This is a genomic window from Kitasatospora sp. MAP12-44, from assembly GCF_029892095.1.
Lineage (GTDB): Bacteria > Actinomycetota > Actinomycetes > Streptomycetales > Streptomycetaceae > Kitasatospora.
Genome location: NZ_JARZAE010000004.1, coordinates 3,337,265 through 3,353,524, shown reverse-complemented (window position 1 = coordinate 3,353,524; position 16,260 = coordinate 3,337,265). Strand labels below are relative to the sequence as shown.

Here is a 16,260-nt window from a genome sequence, read left to right as displayed (position 1 = left end):
TTTCATCGGGGAACAAACGACCAACCTGCGGGACCGGTCCGCTGGGGACGAGTCGCTGGGCAGGCGGTACGCCGCGATACTACCCTCTGTGGCTGAGCCCACCGGGGGGTCGATCTACGGCCCCGGGGCGCGGAATCGGCGGCCGTGGAGCCGCACCCGGGGCCGGTTCCCCGTTCCGGTTCAAAACCACCACTTCAGGACTTTTCAGCAGACCGTCAGGGTAGGCGTCGGCCATGAAATTCCTGACCAGGCTGCCGGTGGTGGGCCCACTCGTGACGGCCGTGCTGCGCACCCGCGCCTACCGCAGCTACGAGCTCTTCACCGAGGCCAAGGCCAACCGGCTGGCCGGCGCCGTCACCTTCTTCGGCTTCCTGGCGCTCTTTCCGCTGCTGACCGTCGCGCTGGCCATCGCTGTGGCCACCCTCACCACCAGCCAGGTCGACGAACTCAAGCAGAAGATCTCCGACCAGGTGCCGGGCCTGGCCACCTCACTGGGCCTCGACTCGCTGATCGCCAACGCCGGCGCGGTCGGCGCGATCAGCGGTCTGGTGCTGCTGCTCTCCGGCCTGGGCTGGGTGAACACCATGCGCGGCTCGATCCGGGACATCTGGCAGCTGCCGCCGGAGGACGGCAACGTCGTCCTGCTGAAGGCCTGGGACTGCCTGGTGCTGGGGGGTCTCGGGCTGATCTCGCTGATCTCGCTGGGCGCCTCCGCGGTGGGCAGCACGCTGGCCGGCCGGCTCGCCACCTCGCTGGGCCTCTCCGACCGCGGCCCCGGCCACGACCTGCTCGCGGTGGCCGGGTTCGTGATCGCGGTCGGCGCCGACATGCTGCTCTTCGGCTACCTGCTCGCGCCGTTTCCGCGAATCGCCGGCCAGCGCCGGCGGGAGGTGGTGATCGGCGCGCTGATCGGCGCGGTCGGCTTCGAGCTGCTCAAGGTGCTGCTCGCCTCGTACCTGAGTTCGGTCTCCGGCAAGAGCCTGTACGGGGCGTTCGGGGTGCCGATCGCCCTGCTGCTGTGGATCAACTTCGTCAGCCGGCTGCTGATGTACTGCGTCTCCTGGACGGCGCTGGCCGACCCGGCCGCGGCCCGTGCCCGCGCCCGGGCGAGCGCCCAGGCCGCCTTCCGGGCCGCCCAGGATCCGGGTGAGATGGGGGGAATCTCACCCGGATGAGTGAAGGACGGCCGTCAACCATGATCGCGTCGCCCGATCGCCGTCGCGCCGGGCGGGTCCGCCGGGCCCGGACCGACCGTCCCGAGGGCGGTCGCGCTGCCGCTGCCCCGGCCGAAGGCAGCGGGCCTGCGGGCGCGCCGCCGGCGGGTCGCCAGCCAGCCGCCCGCGGCCAGCGCGCAGGCCAGCGCGGTGGCCGCGACGGTCGGCCAGCCGCCGAGACCGTACCCGGACCCCAGCAGGCGCGGGGACCCGGCCGGCGGGAGCTTGCCGACGATCTTCGACTTGGCCGGCGGCGCGGCCGCTGCGGCTGAGGCTGACGGCGCCGCTGAGGGCGGGGCCGACGACGGTGTGGCCGACGACGGCGCTGCCGTCGCGGGCACGCTGGCCGCCTCCTTCGGCGAGACCAGCACCCCGACCGGCGCGACCTTGTCCTCGGCCGCGAAGCCCCAGTCCAGCAGCGCCGCCGTCTCGTCGTAGACCTTCATATAGGTGGCCGGGTGCATCACCGCGACCAGCAGCGTCCGCCCGTCGCGCTCGGCGGCTCCGACGAAGGTGCTGCCCGCGTTGGTGGTGTAGCCGTTCTTGACCCCGAGCAGCCCGGGGTACTTGCCGAGCAGCCGGTCGGTGTTCTGGATGCCGAAGGTGCCGCGCTGCCCGTTCTTGTCCGGCGCCCCGGGGAACTGGGCGTCCCGGGTCGCGCAGTAGGAGCGGAAGTCGGCGTTGCGCAGCCCGTCGCGGGCGAACAGCGTCAGGTCGTAGGCCGAGGTCAGCTGCCCGTCCTCGTCATAGCCGTCCGGCGACACCACGTGGGTGTCCGCGGCGCCGAGCACCGCGGCGCGCTCCTGCATCTGGCGGACCGTCTGCTCGATGCCGCCGTTCATATTGGCGAGCACGTGCACCGCGTCGTTGCCGGAGCTGAGGAAGACCCCGCGCCACAGGTCCTCGACCTTGTAGTCGAGGTCCTCCTTGACGCCGACCAGGCTGCTCCCCGCGCCGAGCCCCGCGAGGTCGGACGGCGCCACCCGGTGCACGGCGGAGCGGTCGAACTTGGGCAGCACGGTGTCGGCGAAGAGCATCTTGAGGGTGCTGGCGGGCGGCAGGCGCAGGTGCGGGTTGTAGGCGGCCAGCACGTCGCCCGTCCCGGCGTCGGCGACCAGCCAGGACATCCCAGTCAGCCCGGTGGGCAGCCGCGGCGTTCCGCCGGTGGGGGTGACCTGGACGCCCTGCAGGCCCAGCCGCTCCCCGCCCACCGCGGGTCCGGCGGGCGGCGGCTCGGTCCTCGGCACGGCGGCGGCGCCCGGAGCCGCACAGAGCACCAGGGCGGCGGCCAGGGCGGCGGCCAGGGCGGCGGCCCATCGACCAGGAACGGAGGAAATCAGGTGATCAGCTGAACGCACCTGGCGACCGTACCCAGCCGCGCGCCGCCCGCCCCCGGCTCGCCGCCGACGTCCCCCGAACGGGGACCGCCCGACTGCTCCACCCGGCCGCCTGCCCATACTGGGAGGGCAGCCGGCCCCGCCCGTTAGGAACAGAGAACCCTCATGAAGCTCAGCCGCCGTACCTCCTGGTTCCTCGCCGCCTTCGGCGTCTGGTCCATGATCATCTGGACCACCTTCGTGAAGAACCTCTGGGCGGACTCCGCCGGCCAGGCCTTCGTCAACCACGACCACTCCCGCCCGACCGCCTTCTTCTGGATCCATCTGACGCTGGCCGTCACCTCGTTCGTCCTCGGCGTCATCGTCGGCCTGGTCGGGCTGCGCGGTCTCGGCGGCCTGCGCGGGCTGCGCCGTGCCGCCCCGGAAAACCTTTGACGCGTCCGGTTTGGCCTGCGAGAGTTCCTCCGGTTCGACTTGATCGAACACATTTCCACTGTGGGGGAACCACTCATGACAGACCTTCGGGGCCGCCGCCCGCGGCTCGGCCGACTGCTCGCCGGCGTGGGTGCGGCCACCTTCATGGTGACCGCCGCCGGCATGCCGACCGCCTCGGCGGCGGACCTCAAGCTGGTGATCAGCAACCCCAGCGCGCTGCCGAGCCCCGGCTTCGCCGCGAACGGCAGCCACACCGACGCCTGCGACCGCAGCACCGCGCCCGGCTGGATCAACACCGCCTCGCCCATGCTGAACGTCACCGTCCAGAACGACGACAGTGCGACCGCCAAGGTGCACTTCGACGTCCGTGACACCACCGCCAAGCCGGCCGTCAAGACCTTCCGGGGCGCGAGCCCGGTGCAGCCGGACGGCAGCGCCCACGTGCAGCTCAGCGGGCTGGTGGACGGTCACACCTACACCTGGCGTGCCAGGACCAGCGACCACGGTGACTCCGCTCGGACGGTGGCCTGCCACTTCCGGGTCGACCTGACGCCACCCACGGTCTCCGTCTCCTCCACCGACTTCCCGGCCACCGGCTCCGGCCTGTTCGCCGGCCAGAGCGGCACCTTCACCCTCGCGGGCACCGACCCGGCGCCGGCGGGCGGCACCGCCTCCGGCGTCGCGTGCTACCAGTACGCCCTCGCCCCGGCCACGCTGCCCGTCTTCACGGGCTGTAGCGCCGCCGGCACGGTGCCGGCGGCCGCCGACGGCAGTGCGAGCCTGAAGCTGAAGCCGACCGCCTGGGGCACCAACACCCTGGCCGTCCAGGCGATCGACAACGCGGGCAACGTCTCGCAGCCGACCGTCTACTCCTTCAACGCCCCGTCCAACCCCAACCCGCCGCAGGCACCGGGTGACGTCGACAACGACGGTGTGCCGGACATCCTGCTGCCGGACTCCGCGGGCAACCTGGACGTCATCAGCACCACCTCGGGCAGCACCGCGCCGAGCGAGACGGCCCTGGCGGCCAGCGCTCCCGGCGGTGGCGGCACGTGGGCCGGGGTCGAGATCAGCCACCGCGGCTGGACGCCCAACGACGCACCGGCTGACACGGTGTTCGCACGGTCCATGAGCGGCGCGTCGGGCAAGGCAAACGTCTACGTCTACCAGAACCACGGCTCGCTGCAGCTCGGACCGCAGAACGCCACGCTGCTCTCCCGGCCGACCGCCTGCCTCGACGTCACCGGCGCGACGCTCGGCTGCCCGACCGGCTTCAGCACCGACTGGTCGAGCGCCGACCAGATCGTGGCGCTGGGATCGGTGAACTCCGCCACCCCGAACGCTCCCACGCTGCTCAGCGTCGAGAACGGCAACCTGTGGCTGTTCGAGAACATGAGCTCCGTCGGCCGCTTCAGGGACGCCAAGCAGCTCACCACCGCCGGCAACTGGACCGGCTACGACCTGATCGCCCCCGGCGCCGACGCCAAGGGCAACCTGGCGCTCTGGGCCCGCGACCGGGCCACCGGCCAGCTGCACGCGTACCCGCTGCCGAAGAAGGCCGACGGTACGGTCGACTTCTCCGCCCTGGCCGACCCGACCAGCGGCGTCGTCGCGAGCGGCTTCAGCACCGCCGACTACCCCACCCTCGGCAGCTCGGGTGACATCGACGGCGACGGCACCCCCGACCTCTGGGCCGTCACCCCCACCCGTCACCTGATCACCTTCACGGGCTATGCGGTCCCCAAGGACCTCGGCGCCCTGCAGTAACCGGCAACGACCGAGGCCCTGTCCGCAGTGATGCGGACAGGGCCTCGGTCGTATCTGCGGGCGAAGCGTCAGAAGCGGCGCGTCACCAGGGCGCGCTTGACTTCCTGGATCGCCTTGGTGACCTCGATGCCACGCGGGCAGGCCTCCGAGCAGTTGAAGGTGGTGCGGCAGCGCCACACGCCCTCACGGTCGTTCAGGATCTCCAGGCGCTGCTCGGCACCCTCGTCACGCGAGTCGAAGATGAAGCGGTGCGCGTTGACGATGGCGGCCGGGCCCGAAGTACTGGCCGTCGTTCCAGAAGACCGGGCAGGACGACGTGCACGCGGCGCACAGGATGCACTTGGTGGTGTCGTCGAAGCGCTCGCGGTCCTCGGCGGACTGCAGGCGCTCGCGGGTCGGCTCGTTCCCCTTGGTGATCAGGAACGGCATGACGTCCTTGTACGCCTGGAAGAACGGGTCCATGTCCACGACCAGGTCCTTGAGGACCGTGAGGCCCTTGATGGCCTCGATCGTGATCGGCTGCTCGGGGTTGACGTCCTTCAGCAGGGTCTTGCAGGCCAGCCGGTTGCGGCCGTTGATCCGCATCGCGTCAGAGCCGCAGATCCCGTGCGCGCAGGAGCGCCGGTACGTCAGGGTGCCGTCCTGCTCCCACTTGACCTTGTTGAGGGCGTCCAGGACGCGCTCCTTGGGGTCCATGGTGAGCTGGTAGTCCACCCACACCGGCTCCGGGTGCTCCTCCGGGTTGAACCGGCGGATGCGGAGGGTGAAGGTGATCATCTGCACGCCGCCGGCCTCGGCCGCGTCCAGCGCCGCCGAGTGCGGTGCGTCGATCGTGGGGGCGCTCATCAGTACTTACGCTCCATCGGCTGGTAGCGGGTCGTGACGACCGGCTTGTAGTCAAGGCGGATGGAGGTGGTGCCGTCCTCGGCGACCTCCTGGTACGCCATGGTGTGCTGCATGAACTTCACGTCGTCACGGGTCGGGAAGTCCTCGCGGAAGTGACCGCCGCGCGACTCCTCGCGGGCCAGCGCCGAGACGACCAGCACCTCGGCCAGGTCGAGCAGGTTGCCCAGCTCGACGGCCTCCAGGAGGTCCGTGTTGTAGCGGAAGCCCTTGTCCATGATGGCCACGTGCTTGTACCGCTCGCGCAGCGCCGCGATGTCCTCGGACGCCTGCTTCAGGGTCGCGCCGGTGCGGTAGACCATGGCGTTGACGTCCATGGTCTCCTGCAGCTCCTTGCGGATCTGCGCGACGGACTCGGTACCGGTGGAGTCGCGCAGGCCGTCGACCAGCGCCTGCACCTTCTCGGCCGGGTTCTCCGGGAGCGGCGTGAAGTCCACCGTCGAGGAGTAGTCGGCAGCCGCGATACCGGCCCGCTTGCCGAACACGTTGATGTCCAGCAGCGAGTTGGTGCCCAGGCGGTTGGCGCCGTGCACCGACACGCAGGCGACCTCGCCGGCCGCGTACAGGCCCGGGACGACGTCGGTGTTGTTGCGCAGCACCTCACCCTCGACGTTGGTCGGGATGCCGCCCATCGCGTAGTGCGCGGTGGGCTGGATCGGGATCGGGTCCGTGTAGGGCTCGATGCCGAGGTAGGTGCGGGCGAACTCGGTGATGTCCGGGAGCTTGGCGTCCAGCTGCTCCGGCGGAAGGTGCGTCAGGTCCAGGTAGACGTGGTCGCCCTCGGGACCGCAGCCGCGACCCTCACGGATCTCGGTGTAGATCGCGCGCGAGCAGACGTCACGGGACGCGAGGTCCTTCATGACCGGGGCGTAGCGCTCCATGAAGCGCTCGCCGTCCTTGTTGCGCAGGATGCCGCCCTCGCCGCGAGCGCCCTCGGTGAGCAGGATGCCCATCCGCCAGATGCCCGTCGGGTGGAACTGGAAGAACTCCATGTCCTCCAGCGGCAGGCCGCGGCGGTAGACCAGCGCCTGGCCGTCACCGGTGAGGGTGTGGGCGTTGGAGGTCACCTTGAAGAACTTGCCGGTGCCGCCGGAGGCGAAGACCACCGACTTGGCCTGGAAGACGTGGATCTCACCGGTGGCCAGCTCGTACGCGACCACGCCGGCGGTCTTGCCGTCGTTGATCAGCAGGTCGAGCACGTAGAACTCGTTGAAGAACTCCACGCCGTGCTTGACGCAGTTCTGGAACAGCGTCTGCAGGATCATGTGACCGGTGCGGTCGGCCGCGTAGCAGGAGCGGCGGACGGCCGCCTCGCCGTGGTTGCGGGTGTGGCCGCCGAAGCGGCGCTGGTCGATCCGGCCGGCCTCGGTGCGGGAGAAGGGCAGGCCCATCTTCTCCAGGTCGAGGACCGCGTCGATGGCCTCCTTGCACATGATCTCGGCGGCGTCCTGGTCGACCAGGTAGTCACCACCCTTGACCGTGTCGAAGGTGTGCCACTCCCAGTTGTCCTCCTCGACGTTGGCCAGGGCGGCGCACATGCCGCCCTGAGCCGCGCCGGTGTGGGACCGGGTGGGGTAGAGCTTGGTCAGCACGGCGGTACGGCTGCGCTGGGTCGACTCGATGGCCGCGCGCATGCCGGCGCCGCCGGCGCCGACGATGACGGTGTCGTACTTGTGAATCTGCATGGTGTGTCAGTCGCCTCTGGCTTTAGCCGAGTTAGATGTTCGGGTCGAAGGTGAAGATCACCAGAGTGCCGAGCAGCACGGTGAACACCGTGGCGGCACCCATCAGGGTCTTCAGCCAGAGACGCGTGGAGTCCTTCTCGGCGTAGTCGTTGATGACCGTGCGCATGCCGTTGGCACCGTGCAGCATGGCCAGCCAGAGCATCAGCAGGTCCCAGCCCTGCCAGAACGGCGAGGCCCAGCGGCCGGCCACGAAGGCGAAGCCGATCTTGGAGACGCCGCCGTCGAGCACCAGCATGATCAGCAGGTGGCCGAGGATCAGCACCACCAGCACGACACCCGACAGGCGCATGAAGAGCCAGGCGAGCATCTCGAAGTTGGTACGGGTGCGACGAGGGGTCTTCGTCGTCCGGGTACGCGGCGGCTGGATGACGAACTCGTCGGCCGGGTTACCGGTGCCGAGCCCCTTGCCGGTGTGCGCCTGCGAAGACGAGACCAGCTCGATGTCAGAGGTGTCAGTCGACATGCCGGATCACTTCCCGAACCAGGTGAGCAGGGTGTGCTGAAGGATCGGGTAGAAGGCGCCGGCCATCAGGACGACCCAGACGCCGACGACGCTCCAGAGCATCTGCTTCTGGTACTTCGGGCCCTTCGACCAGAAGTCCACCGCGATGACCCGCAGGCCGTTCAGGGCGTGGAACAGGATGGCGGCGGTCAGGCCGTACTCCATCAGGTTCACCAGGGGCGTCTTGTACGTCTGAATGACGGAGTCGTACGCCTGCGGAGACACGCGCACCAGCGCGGTGTCGAGGACATGAGCGAACAGGAAGAAGAAGATGAGGACGCCGGTGACTCGATGAGCCACCCAACTCCACATGCCTTCCCGGCCGCGGTACAGCGTTCCAGCCGGCACGGAAAACCCTCCGGAAGCGGATGAAGGGCTCGGCCGGCTTCGGTGTCGGTCAGCCCGGCCGGGTACGGTCCACCGGCCGCGGACATCCTATCGACGCTCTGTCGGGAACCGCTCCCGGGGGGTTTGATTGTGATCAATCAGGCACGGGCGGCGTAACGCGAGGGCCCGGAGTGACGTTGAGTCACGACTTATCTCGGGAATTGTGACGGATTTTCCGCCCTCGGCACCGCGGTGCCGAGGGCGGAAAGGGCTGAGCCGCCCTCAGTGCGCCCCGGCGGTGTGACTGGCCACCAGGTGCTCCAGGCGGTTCAGTGCGATCCGGCGCAGCTCGTCGGAGGCGATCAGGCGCTCCTCGTCCGGGTCGTTGGCGAGCCGGGTGCGGATGGAGGTGAGCACGGCGTCGAGCATCTCCTCGGGGTCGACGCCGTCCAGGCAGACCACGAAGACATGGCCGAACCGCGCCTCGTAGGCGGCGTGCGCGGCCCGCAGCGCGGTGTGCGCGGCGTGGCTGCCGGGGGCGCGCATGCCGAGCAGCGGCTGCGGCATCCAGCTCTCGTCGGCCAGGGCTTCGGCGAGGTCGCTCGGCCGCAGGTCGTACGAGGCCTCGCTGGCGGCGGCCAGCAGCGAGTCCAGGTCGGGGTACGGGCGGTGCAGGGTCAGCCGCAGCGCCCAGCGGTGACTGCCGCAGCAGGCGAGCAGCGCCTCCTCGGCGGCGCCGGGGTCGGCCTCGTTGAAGCGGTGGAGCCCGACGGCGGCAGCCGGTGTCGCGGGGGCTGGAGCGGAAGCGTCGGGCCGCTGCGGAGGAATGCCGGTCGAGGGCTGTTCGGCGGTTCGGTCCGTCGAACTGTCGGCCGGAGTGTCGCTGGCCAGCGGGTCCTCCTCGTGAGGGCGGGAAGGGGCGAGCGGCGCACAGGGGAGAGGGCGTTTCGTCGCGCCGCGCCTGGAGAGCGATGGAATGGGTGGAACCGAATGGGATGCCGGGGTCGATGGGACAAGCATGGATCACAGGCGATCCATGGCGGCGATGGCCAGGGCCCGCGGGCGCTGGTTGCGCGCGAGGCGTGCGACGGCTGTCCCGGGCGTGTCCGCCCGGCTGCTGCTGCGGGTCTCCCAGCCAGCGGGACCACGGTAGTTGAGCGCTCATCAGTTGGGGAGAGTGCTCGCAGAATTCACCCTGACGAGCTATCAAGTTGTGACCCGCACACCATCGGACCATCCGACCGCACTGGTGGGCTATTCGGCGCAACGGGTCTGCGGGGCGGGCAGGGTGCCGTTGACCAGGTACGCATCAAGCGCAGTCGTCACACAGGCGTTCCCACTGCCGAAGGCCGCGTGCCCTTCACCCTCCCGAGTGAGCAGCGTCGCGTTGGCGAACCCCTTGGCGAGGTTCTGCGCCGCCGCGTACGGGGTGGCCGGGTCGTCGGTGGTGCCGATCACCAGGATCGGCGCGCTGCCCTCGGCCCGGATCGTGTGCGGGTGCTCCGGGCTCTGGAACGGCCAGTCCTCGCAGCCGGCGCCGCTGACGTCCTCGGCGGTGGTGTCGCTGTTGAGCAGCGGGGCGCTCTGCTTGAGCTCGGCCAGTACCTGCTGGACCCGGGCGGGCGAGGGGGCCGGGCTCGCGCCGTCGGCGCAGGAGATGGCCACCTGGGCGTCCTCGCTGGCGTTGTAGTGGCCGGCCGCGTCGCGTCCGTTGTAGGAGTCGGCCGCCGCGAGCAGGCCGCTGCCGTCGCCCCGGTCCATCGCCGCCGTCAGCGCCTCGCGCAGCTGCTGCCAGGACGGCCCCTCGTCGCCGTAGAGGAAGAGCAGCGCCCCGGTCCACCCCAGGGTCGAGGTGAGCTTGCGGGGGCTGCCGGTGTTCAGCGGCTTCTCGCGCAGACCGTCCAGGAAGTCGGCGGCCTTCTTGCCGGCGGCGCTCGGGTCGGTGCCCAGCGGGCAGTCACCGGGGTGGTTGGTGACGCAGTCGGCGGCGAACCGCTCGAACGACTTCTCGAAGCCGATCTGCTGCTGGACGTCGCTGTCCAGCTTGTCGGCGGCCGGGTCGATCGCGCCGTCGAGCACCAGCCGGCCGGTCCGGGTGGGGAACTGCTCGGCGTAGAGCGAGCCGAGGTAGGTCCCGTAGGAGACGCCGAGGTAGTCGAGCTTGTCCTGGCCCAGCGCCTGGCGCAGCACGTCCATGTCCCGGGCGGTGTCGCGGGTGCCGACGAAGGGGAGCAGCCTGCCGGCAGCGGCCTCGCAGGCCGCCGCGTAGTCCTTCGCGCGCTGGTCGCTCTGCGCCTTGCGGGCCACCGGGTCGGCCGGCGGGTCCTGCTGGTCCAGCGCGTCGCGCTGCTGGTCGCTCAGGCAGTGGATCGGCGAGCTGGCGCCGGTGCCGCGCGGGTCGAAGCCGACGATGTCGTAGCTGTCGTGCAGCGGGCCGTCGAAGTCACCGCGGGCGTTCTTCACCATGTCGATGCCGGACTCGCCCGGGCCGCCCGGGTTGACCACCAGCGAGCCGACCCTCCGGGCCGGCTTGGCGGCAGGCTCGCGGATCAGCGCCAGGTCGAGCGCGGCGGCGGCCGGGTGCGCGTAGTCGAGCGGGACGTGCAGCCTGCCGCACTGCAGGTCGGCCACCGCGTCCGGGCAGCCGGTCCAGGCGATCCGCTGGCCGTAGAAGGGCGCCAGCGCCGGGTCGCCGCCACCCGGCGAGGACGCCGACGCGGCGGCGGGCCGCGCGGACGAGCTGGCCGGGGCGGCCCCACCGGTGCACCCGGCCAGCAGCAGCGAGCCGAGCGCCACGGGTACGGCGAGGCGGAGGAACCAGGGGATCGTCACCGAACATGTGTAGCACCTGGTACCCCCGCCCTCTGCTAGTCCCGGTGCACCTTGTAGTTCGAGGCCTGCGCCCGCGGCCGGACCACCAGCAGGTCGATGTTGACGTGCGAGGGACGGGTGACCGCCCAGGCCACCGTGTCCGCGATGTCCTCCGAGGTGAGCGGGTGCGAGACGCCCGCGTACACCGCGGCGGCCTTGGCCTCGTCGCCGCGGAACCGGGTCACCGCGAACCCCTCCGACTTGACCATGCCCGGGGCGATCTCGATCACCCGGATCGGCTCGCCGACCAGTTCGAGCCGCAGGGTCGCGGCGATGGTGTGCGCGGCGTGCTTGGCGGCCACGTAGCCGCCGCCGCCCTCGTAGGCGGCCAGCGCGGCGGTCGAGGAGAGGATCAGCACCGTGCCGTCGCCGCTCTCCCGCAGCGCCGGCAGCAGGGCCTGCGTCACGTGCAGCACGCCCAGCACATTGACCTGGTACATCGCCAGCCAGTCGGCCGGGTCGCCCTGCTCCACCGACTCGGAGCCGAACGCCCCGCCGGCGTTGTTGACCAGCACGTCCACCCGCTCCAGCGACTGCGCGAAGGCGTCCACCGCGGCGCGGTCGGTGACGTCCAGGGTGTACGCCCGGCCGTCGATCTCCTTGGCCAGCGCCTCGATCCGCTCGGTGCGACGAGCCGTCAGGACGACCGAGAAGCCCTCGGCCGCGAGCCGCCGTGCGGTCGCCGCGCCGATCCCGCTGCTCGCCCCGGTGACCACGGCCACCTTCTGCTGCTCGGTCCCCATGGTGTTGGCCCCTCATCCGTTGTCCGTCGTGCGTGCCCTGCCATCATCTCGCAGCAGGCCCGGGCCGACCGGGCCGGGCGGGCCCGCCGCACGCGGCGGGGCCCGCAGTCCGTCCGACGGACTGCGGGCCCGCCGCGTTCATCCGGTTCAGTGCTTGAAGGACTTCAGGAAGTCCGCGCCCGGGGGAGCCGACGCCGGTCGCGGTGTCGTAGCCCGGGGTCGCCTTCAGGCCGTAGTCGGAGCCGATCTTGTACAGGCGGACCTTGAGCGCGCCGCCGACCATGCCGAGGTCCACGACGTTGCCCAGCTTGCCGTGGTCCGTGCTGTCGTCGACGTCGTTGAAGATCGAGTCGTTGTCGGCACGGTTGTACAGCGCCGGGTTGGCGAAGCCGATCGCCTTGCCGCCGCGCTCCTGGATGGCGTTGGCGAGCATGCCCGCGGTCTCCGGGGAGGAGACCGAGGTGCCGCCGTAGCCGCCCTCGCTGTAGGCGCCACCGGCCGGGGTGTAGCCGACCAGGGTGGAGGCCACCAGGTCACCGCTCATCGCGATGTCCGGGGTGGCGCGCAGCGGGGTCGCCGACTTGGTGCCGTTGGCGGCCACCATGGAGACGCTGTCCGGGACGACGCCCTGCTGGTACCACGGCTGCGGGAAGTCGGCCGAGACGCCGCCGCCACCACCGAAGTAGAAGGCGCCGGGCATCGGGGTCCAGGACTTGCCGTCGGCCGACAGCACCGAGCGCTGGTCGCCCATGCTGACCTCGTCGGCGTAGGTGCCGCTCTTGTTCATCAGCTCCAGGGCGGTGCCGCCCACTGAGGTGACCCACGGCGAGGCGGACGGCCAGTCGGCCTGCGCCTGGTTGGTGTCGGCCTGGCAGTTCACGCCGGTGGCCGCGGCACCCGGCGAGCTGTCGCCGCAGTCACCCGCGGAGACCGTGAAGCCGATGCCCTCGGCCGCACCCAGCTGGAAGAGCTGGTTCTCGGAGGCGACCACGGCGGGGTCGATGTCGCCGCTCTTGCCGTGCATGATCTCGCCCCAGGAGTTGGAGACGACATCGGCGAGGTGGTTGTTGACGATGTTCGCCAGCGCGGCGTCCAGGTCGGCGTCCTCGCAGGAGTTGGCACCCACGTAGACGACGTTGGCGTCCGGCGCGAGGCCGTGCACCATCTCGACGTCCAGCGCCTCCTCACCGGACCAGTCACCGCAGTTGGCCTGGTTGTTCCACTGGTCCGGGGTCAGCACCTCCTTGTACTGGCCCGCCGCGAACGGCTTGTCGCCGTGCGCGGTGGCGAAGGTGTTGGCGTCGGCCTGCATGGTGCCGAGACCGTACGCGTCGACGATCGCGACGGTGGCGCCCTTGCCGGACACCTTCGAGCTGGTCACGTGGTACGCCTTGCGCAGCTGGCTCGGGACGTACGCGCAGGGGGCGAACGGGTCGTTCTTCTCGTAGCCCATCGGGGCGCCCTTGGCGATGTCCGAGTCGTAGCCGTCCGCGGAGCAGGTCGGCACGGTCGGCAGGGTGGCCGGCGCCTTGCTGCTCGGCAGGGCCGACGCGGCGGCGCCCTTGGCACCGGACTCGGCGGAGGCGACCGAGACGGCCTGCGAGGAGGCCTTCTGGATCGGGTCGGCGAGGCCGCCGATGCCGATGATGGAGTTCGCGACGCTTGCCGGGACGACCGCGTCCTTGGCGGGGGCCTTGTGGGTCCCGTCCGCGGTGCGGTAGTTGCGGAACTGCGTGCCGAAGGCCTTGGCCAGCGTGCCGGTCGTGCCGGAGACCTCGACGTACTGCGCGGTGGTGGCGGTGACCTTCAGGCCCGCGCCGGTCACCCACGCGGTGACGGCCTTGACCTGCGCGGCGCTGGCGCCGAAGCGGGCCTTGGCGTCCGCGGCGGAGAGGAACTTGCCGTACAGCGGGGAGGACTCGTCCGAGACGGCCTGCGCGAAGGCGGCGAGGCCCTGCGCGTCCTGGCCGGCCAGGTAGACACGGGCGGTCGCCGGGGTGCTGTCGGGCACCGCGCCGGCGTCGGCCTTGGGGGTGGCCCAAGCGGGGCTGGAGCCGGTGAGGTCCTTGGCGACGCTCGGTTCGGCGGCGATCGCGGGATTGGCGACTGCGAACGTCCCCAGGACGAGCGCGGCGGCGGCCGGAGCCGCCACGGCTATCCGGGTGAGCCGGCTGCGAACAGCTGCTGGCACGTGGGTTCCCCACTCTCAAGACGGGCAACATCGCCTGCCGAGCAGGGATGTTGACTGCGTTTCGGGATCACCTTTGTAAGGCGACCGGACGCGGGCAGGACGGATCGTGCCGCTCACACATGGCCCCTAAGGGCACATCAGACGGTGGATACGTTTGCCTTGCGGTCGTTGTCTATTCGGTCAGACGGTCGAACCTCAAGACTTCGTCTGAATTTTTTACCTGCGCATGACCTTTGCGCCCGGACCTCGACAGATTGCCGCCATCACGGCGTCGTCTTCCGGTCGTACGGCGGGTGGCGGCGGCTGGTCAGCAGTGGTAGCAGGTCAGCGGGTTCGGACGGCCTCACGTGACCTGACGGCCGCCTGGTCGTTGCACAGGTCCAGCGCCCAGGGCGGCGGCACCGGGGAAGGCGGCCGAAACGAGATGTCATACCCACCTGCTGGCTCGCCATGCGCCAATCCGGGGACTTCTTCTGCGGAAGTCAGGCCAAACTCAAGTCGCGGACATACCCTTGTTGGGGTGAAGCATCCTCAGCCCGCCGAGCAGGCAACCCCGCAGGCACGCCCCGCCGTCGACCGCCGTTCCGCGGTCCTTGGCCGGGCCGGCTTCGACCCCCGTGCGCTGCGCGCTCAGGTCCGGGCGTACGAGGCGGAGCTGATCGCCTTCCGGCGCGACCTGCACCGCCACCCGGAGTTGGGCCGCCAGGAGTTCCGTACCACCGGTCTGCTGTGCGACCGCCTGGTCTCGGTCGGCCTGACCCCGCGCGTGCTGCCCGGTGGCACCGGTCTGATCGTCGACCTGGTGCCGCCCGGGACGCCGGCCGGCACCAAGCTGCTGGCCTTTCGGGCAGACATCGACGCGCTGCCCATCGACGACGCCAAGTCCGATGTCCCGTACCGCTCGACGGTGCCAGGGCGGGCCCACGCCTGCGGTCACGACGTGCACACCTCGATCGTGCTCGGCACCGCCCTGGTGCTGGCGGACGCGCTGCGGGCCGGCCGGCTGCGGCGCCCGGTGCGCCTGCTCTTCCAGCCCGCGGAGGAGGTGATGCCCGGCGGCGCGCTGGACGTGATCAAGGCGGACGGGATGGCCGACGTCGGCCGGATCTTCGCCGTGCACTGCGACCCCAAGGTGCAGGTCGGCCGGATCGGCCTCAAGGTCGGCGCGATCACCTCCGCCTGCGACCGGTTGGAGCTCTCGCTGGACGGCCCCGGCGGCCACACCGCCCGCCCGCACCTGACCACCGACCTGGTCACCGTGATCTCCCGGATGGCCGCCGACCTGCCCGGCGCGCTGGCCCGCCGGATGGACCCGCGCTGGGGCGTCTCGCTGGTGTGGGGGCGGATCGCCGCGGGCTCCGCGCCCAATGTCATCCCGCAGCACGCCGAGCTGGAGGGCACCGTTCGCTGCCTGGAGTTGGACGGCTGGCGTGAGGCGCCGGACGCGCTGCACGAGCTGATCGCCAAGATGGCCGAGACCGGGCGCGCCAAGTGGTCGCTGGACTACCACCGCGGGGTCCCGCCGGTGGTCAACGAGGTCGCCTCGATCGCGCAGTTGGAGAAGGCGATGACCCGTCAGTTCGGCGCCACGGGCGAGGAGGTGATCGAGGAGACCGAGCAGAGCCTGGGGGGCGAGGACTTCTCCTGGTACCTGGAGCACGCGCCCGGCGCGCTGGCCCGGCTCGGCGTCCGCGCCCCGGACGAGACCACGGTCCGCGACCTGCACCAGGGCCGCTTCGACGTGGACGAGCGCGCCATCGCGATCGGCGTCGAGCTCTTCACCTCGCTCGCGCTGGAGTACGCGCAGATCTAAGAGGTCCCGCCACGGATATGACCGGTCGACAGATCTGACACGGAGGCAACTGCGGAACGCATGGTGTGAGTCGGCCGCCGGGGCGGCGAAAGGCCGGGTCCGGGGGCCGCGTAGAGTTCCGCGGGGGAAATTCGGACGGGTTTCCCGCGGGGAGCGGCGGCGGGGGGTGGCGTGATGGCGTGCGGCGCAGCCGGCCGCCCTGGGGGGTCGACCGATCGGCCGGGCTCGGGCACGCTGGGAACCTCCGGAACCGGGCACTTTGGTCAGCCATCGGGATATGTCCTAGTTTGGCGTGCCGAAGCGCCACGGTTTGATAACAACCCCCATGGCCCGGCTACCCGTAATACAACCGTGTTCTACGCGCGTTACGGTGGCGTCCGACCACGCCAAACGGGTGTGTGAGAAGGAGATA

The 16,260-nt window shown here is 70.9% G+C and carries 12 protein-coding genes and 1 pseudogene; 4 read left to right on the top strand and 9 right to left on the bottom strand.

The genetic code is table 11. The features are described from left to right. The first annotated feature begins 233 nt into the window (after window positions 1-233). Window positions 234-1,175, top strand: a complete 942-nt coding sequence (locus tag P3T34_RS15590; protein ID WP_280666634.1) for a YihY/virulence factor BrkB family protein — start codon at window positions 234-236, stop codon at window positions 1,173-1,175. A 14-nt stretch (window positions 1,176-1,189) separates the two neighbouring features. On the opposite strand, the gene P3T34_RS15585 is transcribed toward P3T34_RS15590, so the two are convergent. Next, window positions 1,190-2,425, bottom strand: a complete 1,236-nt coding sequence (locus tag P3T34_RS15585) for a D-alanyl-D-alanine carboxypeptidase (protein ID WP_280672130.1) — start codon at window positions 2,423-2,425, stop codon at window positions 1,190-1,192. 291 nt (window positions 2,426-2,716) lie between these two features. On the opposite strand from P3T34_RS15585, the gene P3T34_RS15580 reads away from it, so the two are divergent. Both P3T34_RS15580 and P3T34_RS15575 read left to right on the top strand, forming a co-directional pair. Beyond that, on the top strand, window positions 2,717-2,986 hold the full coding sequence (locus P3T34_RS15580) for a hypothetical protein (RefSeq protein WP_280666633.1): 270 nt from the start codon (window positions 2,717-2,719) through the stop codon (window positions 2,984-2,986). A 75-nt stretch (window positions 2,987-3,061) separates the two neighbouring features. Beyond that, window positions 3,062-4,753 (top strand): hypothetical protein, encoded by a 1,692-nt coding sequence (locus tag P3T34_RS15575; protein ID WP_280666632.1) that lies wholly within the window; start codon window positions 3,062-3,064, stop codon window positions 4,751-4,753. A gap of 68 nt (window positions 4,754-4,821) precedes the next feature. On the opposite strand, the pseudogene P3T34_RS15570 reads toward P3T34_RS15575, so the two are convergent. From P3T34_RS15570 to P3T34_RS15535, 8 genes and pseudogenes are all read right to left on the bottom strand, one after another. Continuing rightward, window positions 4,822-5,530, bottom strand: a pseudogene (locus P3T34_RS15570) (succinate dehydrogenase iron-sulfur subunit). 68 nt (window positions 5,531-5,598) lie between these two features. Continuing rightward, window positions 5,599-7,341 carry a succinate dehydrogenase flavoprotein subunit gene (sdhA, locus tag P3T34_RS15565; RefSeq protein WP_280666631.1) on the bottom strand — a complete coding sequence of 581 codons (1,743 nt, stop codon included), beginning with the start codon at window positions 7,339-7,341 and terminating at the stop codon, window positions 5,599-5,601. A 31-nt stretch (window positions 7,342-7,372) separates the two neighbouring features. Then, window positions 7,373-7,864 (bottom strand): succinate dehydrogenase, hydrophobic membrane anchor protein, encoded by a 492-nt coding sequence (sdhD, locus tag P3T34_RS15560; RefSeq protein ID WP_280666630.1) that lies wholly within the window; start codon window positions 7,862-7,864, stop codon window positions 7,373-7,375. Window positions 7,865-7,870: 6 nt separating this feature from the next. After that, the gene (gene sdhC / locus P3T34_RS15555; RefSeq protein WP_280666629.1) at window positions 7,871-8,251 is read right to left on the bottom strand and encodes a succinate dehydrogenase, cytochrome b556 subunit; all 381 of its coding nucleotides are present in this window, start codon (window positions 8,249-8,251) and stop codon (window positions 7,871-7,873) included. A gap of 261 nt (window positions 8,252-8,512) precedes the next feature. Beyond that, window positions 8,513-9,058: a 2-oxo-4-hydroxy-4-carboxy-5-ureidoimidazoline decarboxylase gene (locus P3T34_RS15550; protein ID WP_280672128.1), complete on the bottom strand. Its 546-nt coding sequence runs from the start codon at window positions 9,056-9,058 to the stop codon at window positions 8,513-8,515. 426 nt (window positions 9,059-9,484) lie between these two features. After that, window positions 9,485-11,062, bottom strand: coding sequence for an alpha/beta hydrolase (locus tag P3T34_RS15545; protein ID WP_280666628.1), 1,578 nt, complete (start codon window positions 11,060-11,062; stop codon window positions 9,485-9,487). Between the two features lie 35 nt (window positions 11,063-11,097). After that, complete coding sequence (locus tag P3T34_RS15540) at window positions 11,098-11,844, bottom strand: SDR family oxidoreductase (RefSeq protein WP_280666627.1); 747 nt, start codon at window positions 11,842-11,844, stop codon at window positions 11,098-11,100. A gap of 43 nt (window positions 11,845-11,887) precedes the next feature. Beyond that, window positions 11,888-14,035 (bottom strand): S53 family peptidase, encoded by a 2,148-nt coding sequence (locus tag P3T34_RS15535; RefSeq protein WP_280666626.1) that lies wholly within the window; start codon window positions 14,033-14,035, stop codon window positions 11,888-11,890. A gap of 622 nt (window positions 14,036-14,657) precedes the next feature. On the opposite strand from P3T34_RS15535, the gene P3T34_RS15530 reads away from it, so the two are divergent. Beyond that, window positions 14,658-15,848: an amidohydrolase gene (locus tag P3T34_RS15530; protein ID WP_280672126.1), complete on the top strand. Its 1,191-nt coding sequence runs from the start codon at window positions 14,658-14,660 to the stop codon at window positions 15,846-15,848. Window positions 15,849-16,260: the final 412 nt, after the last annotated feature.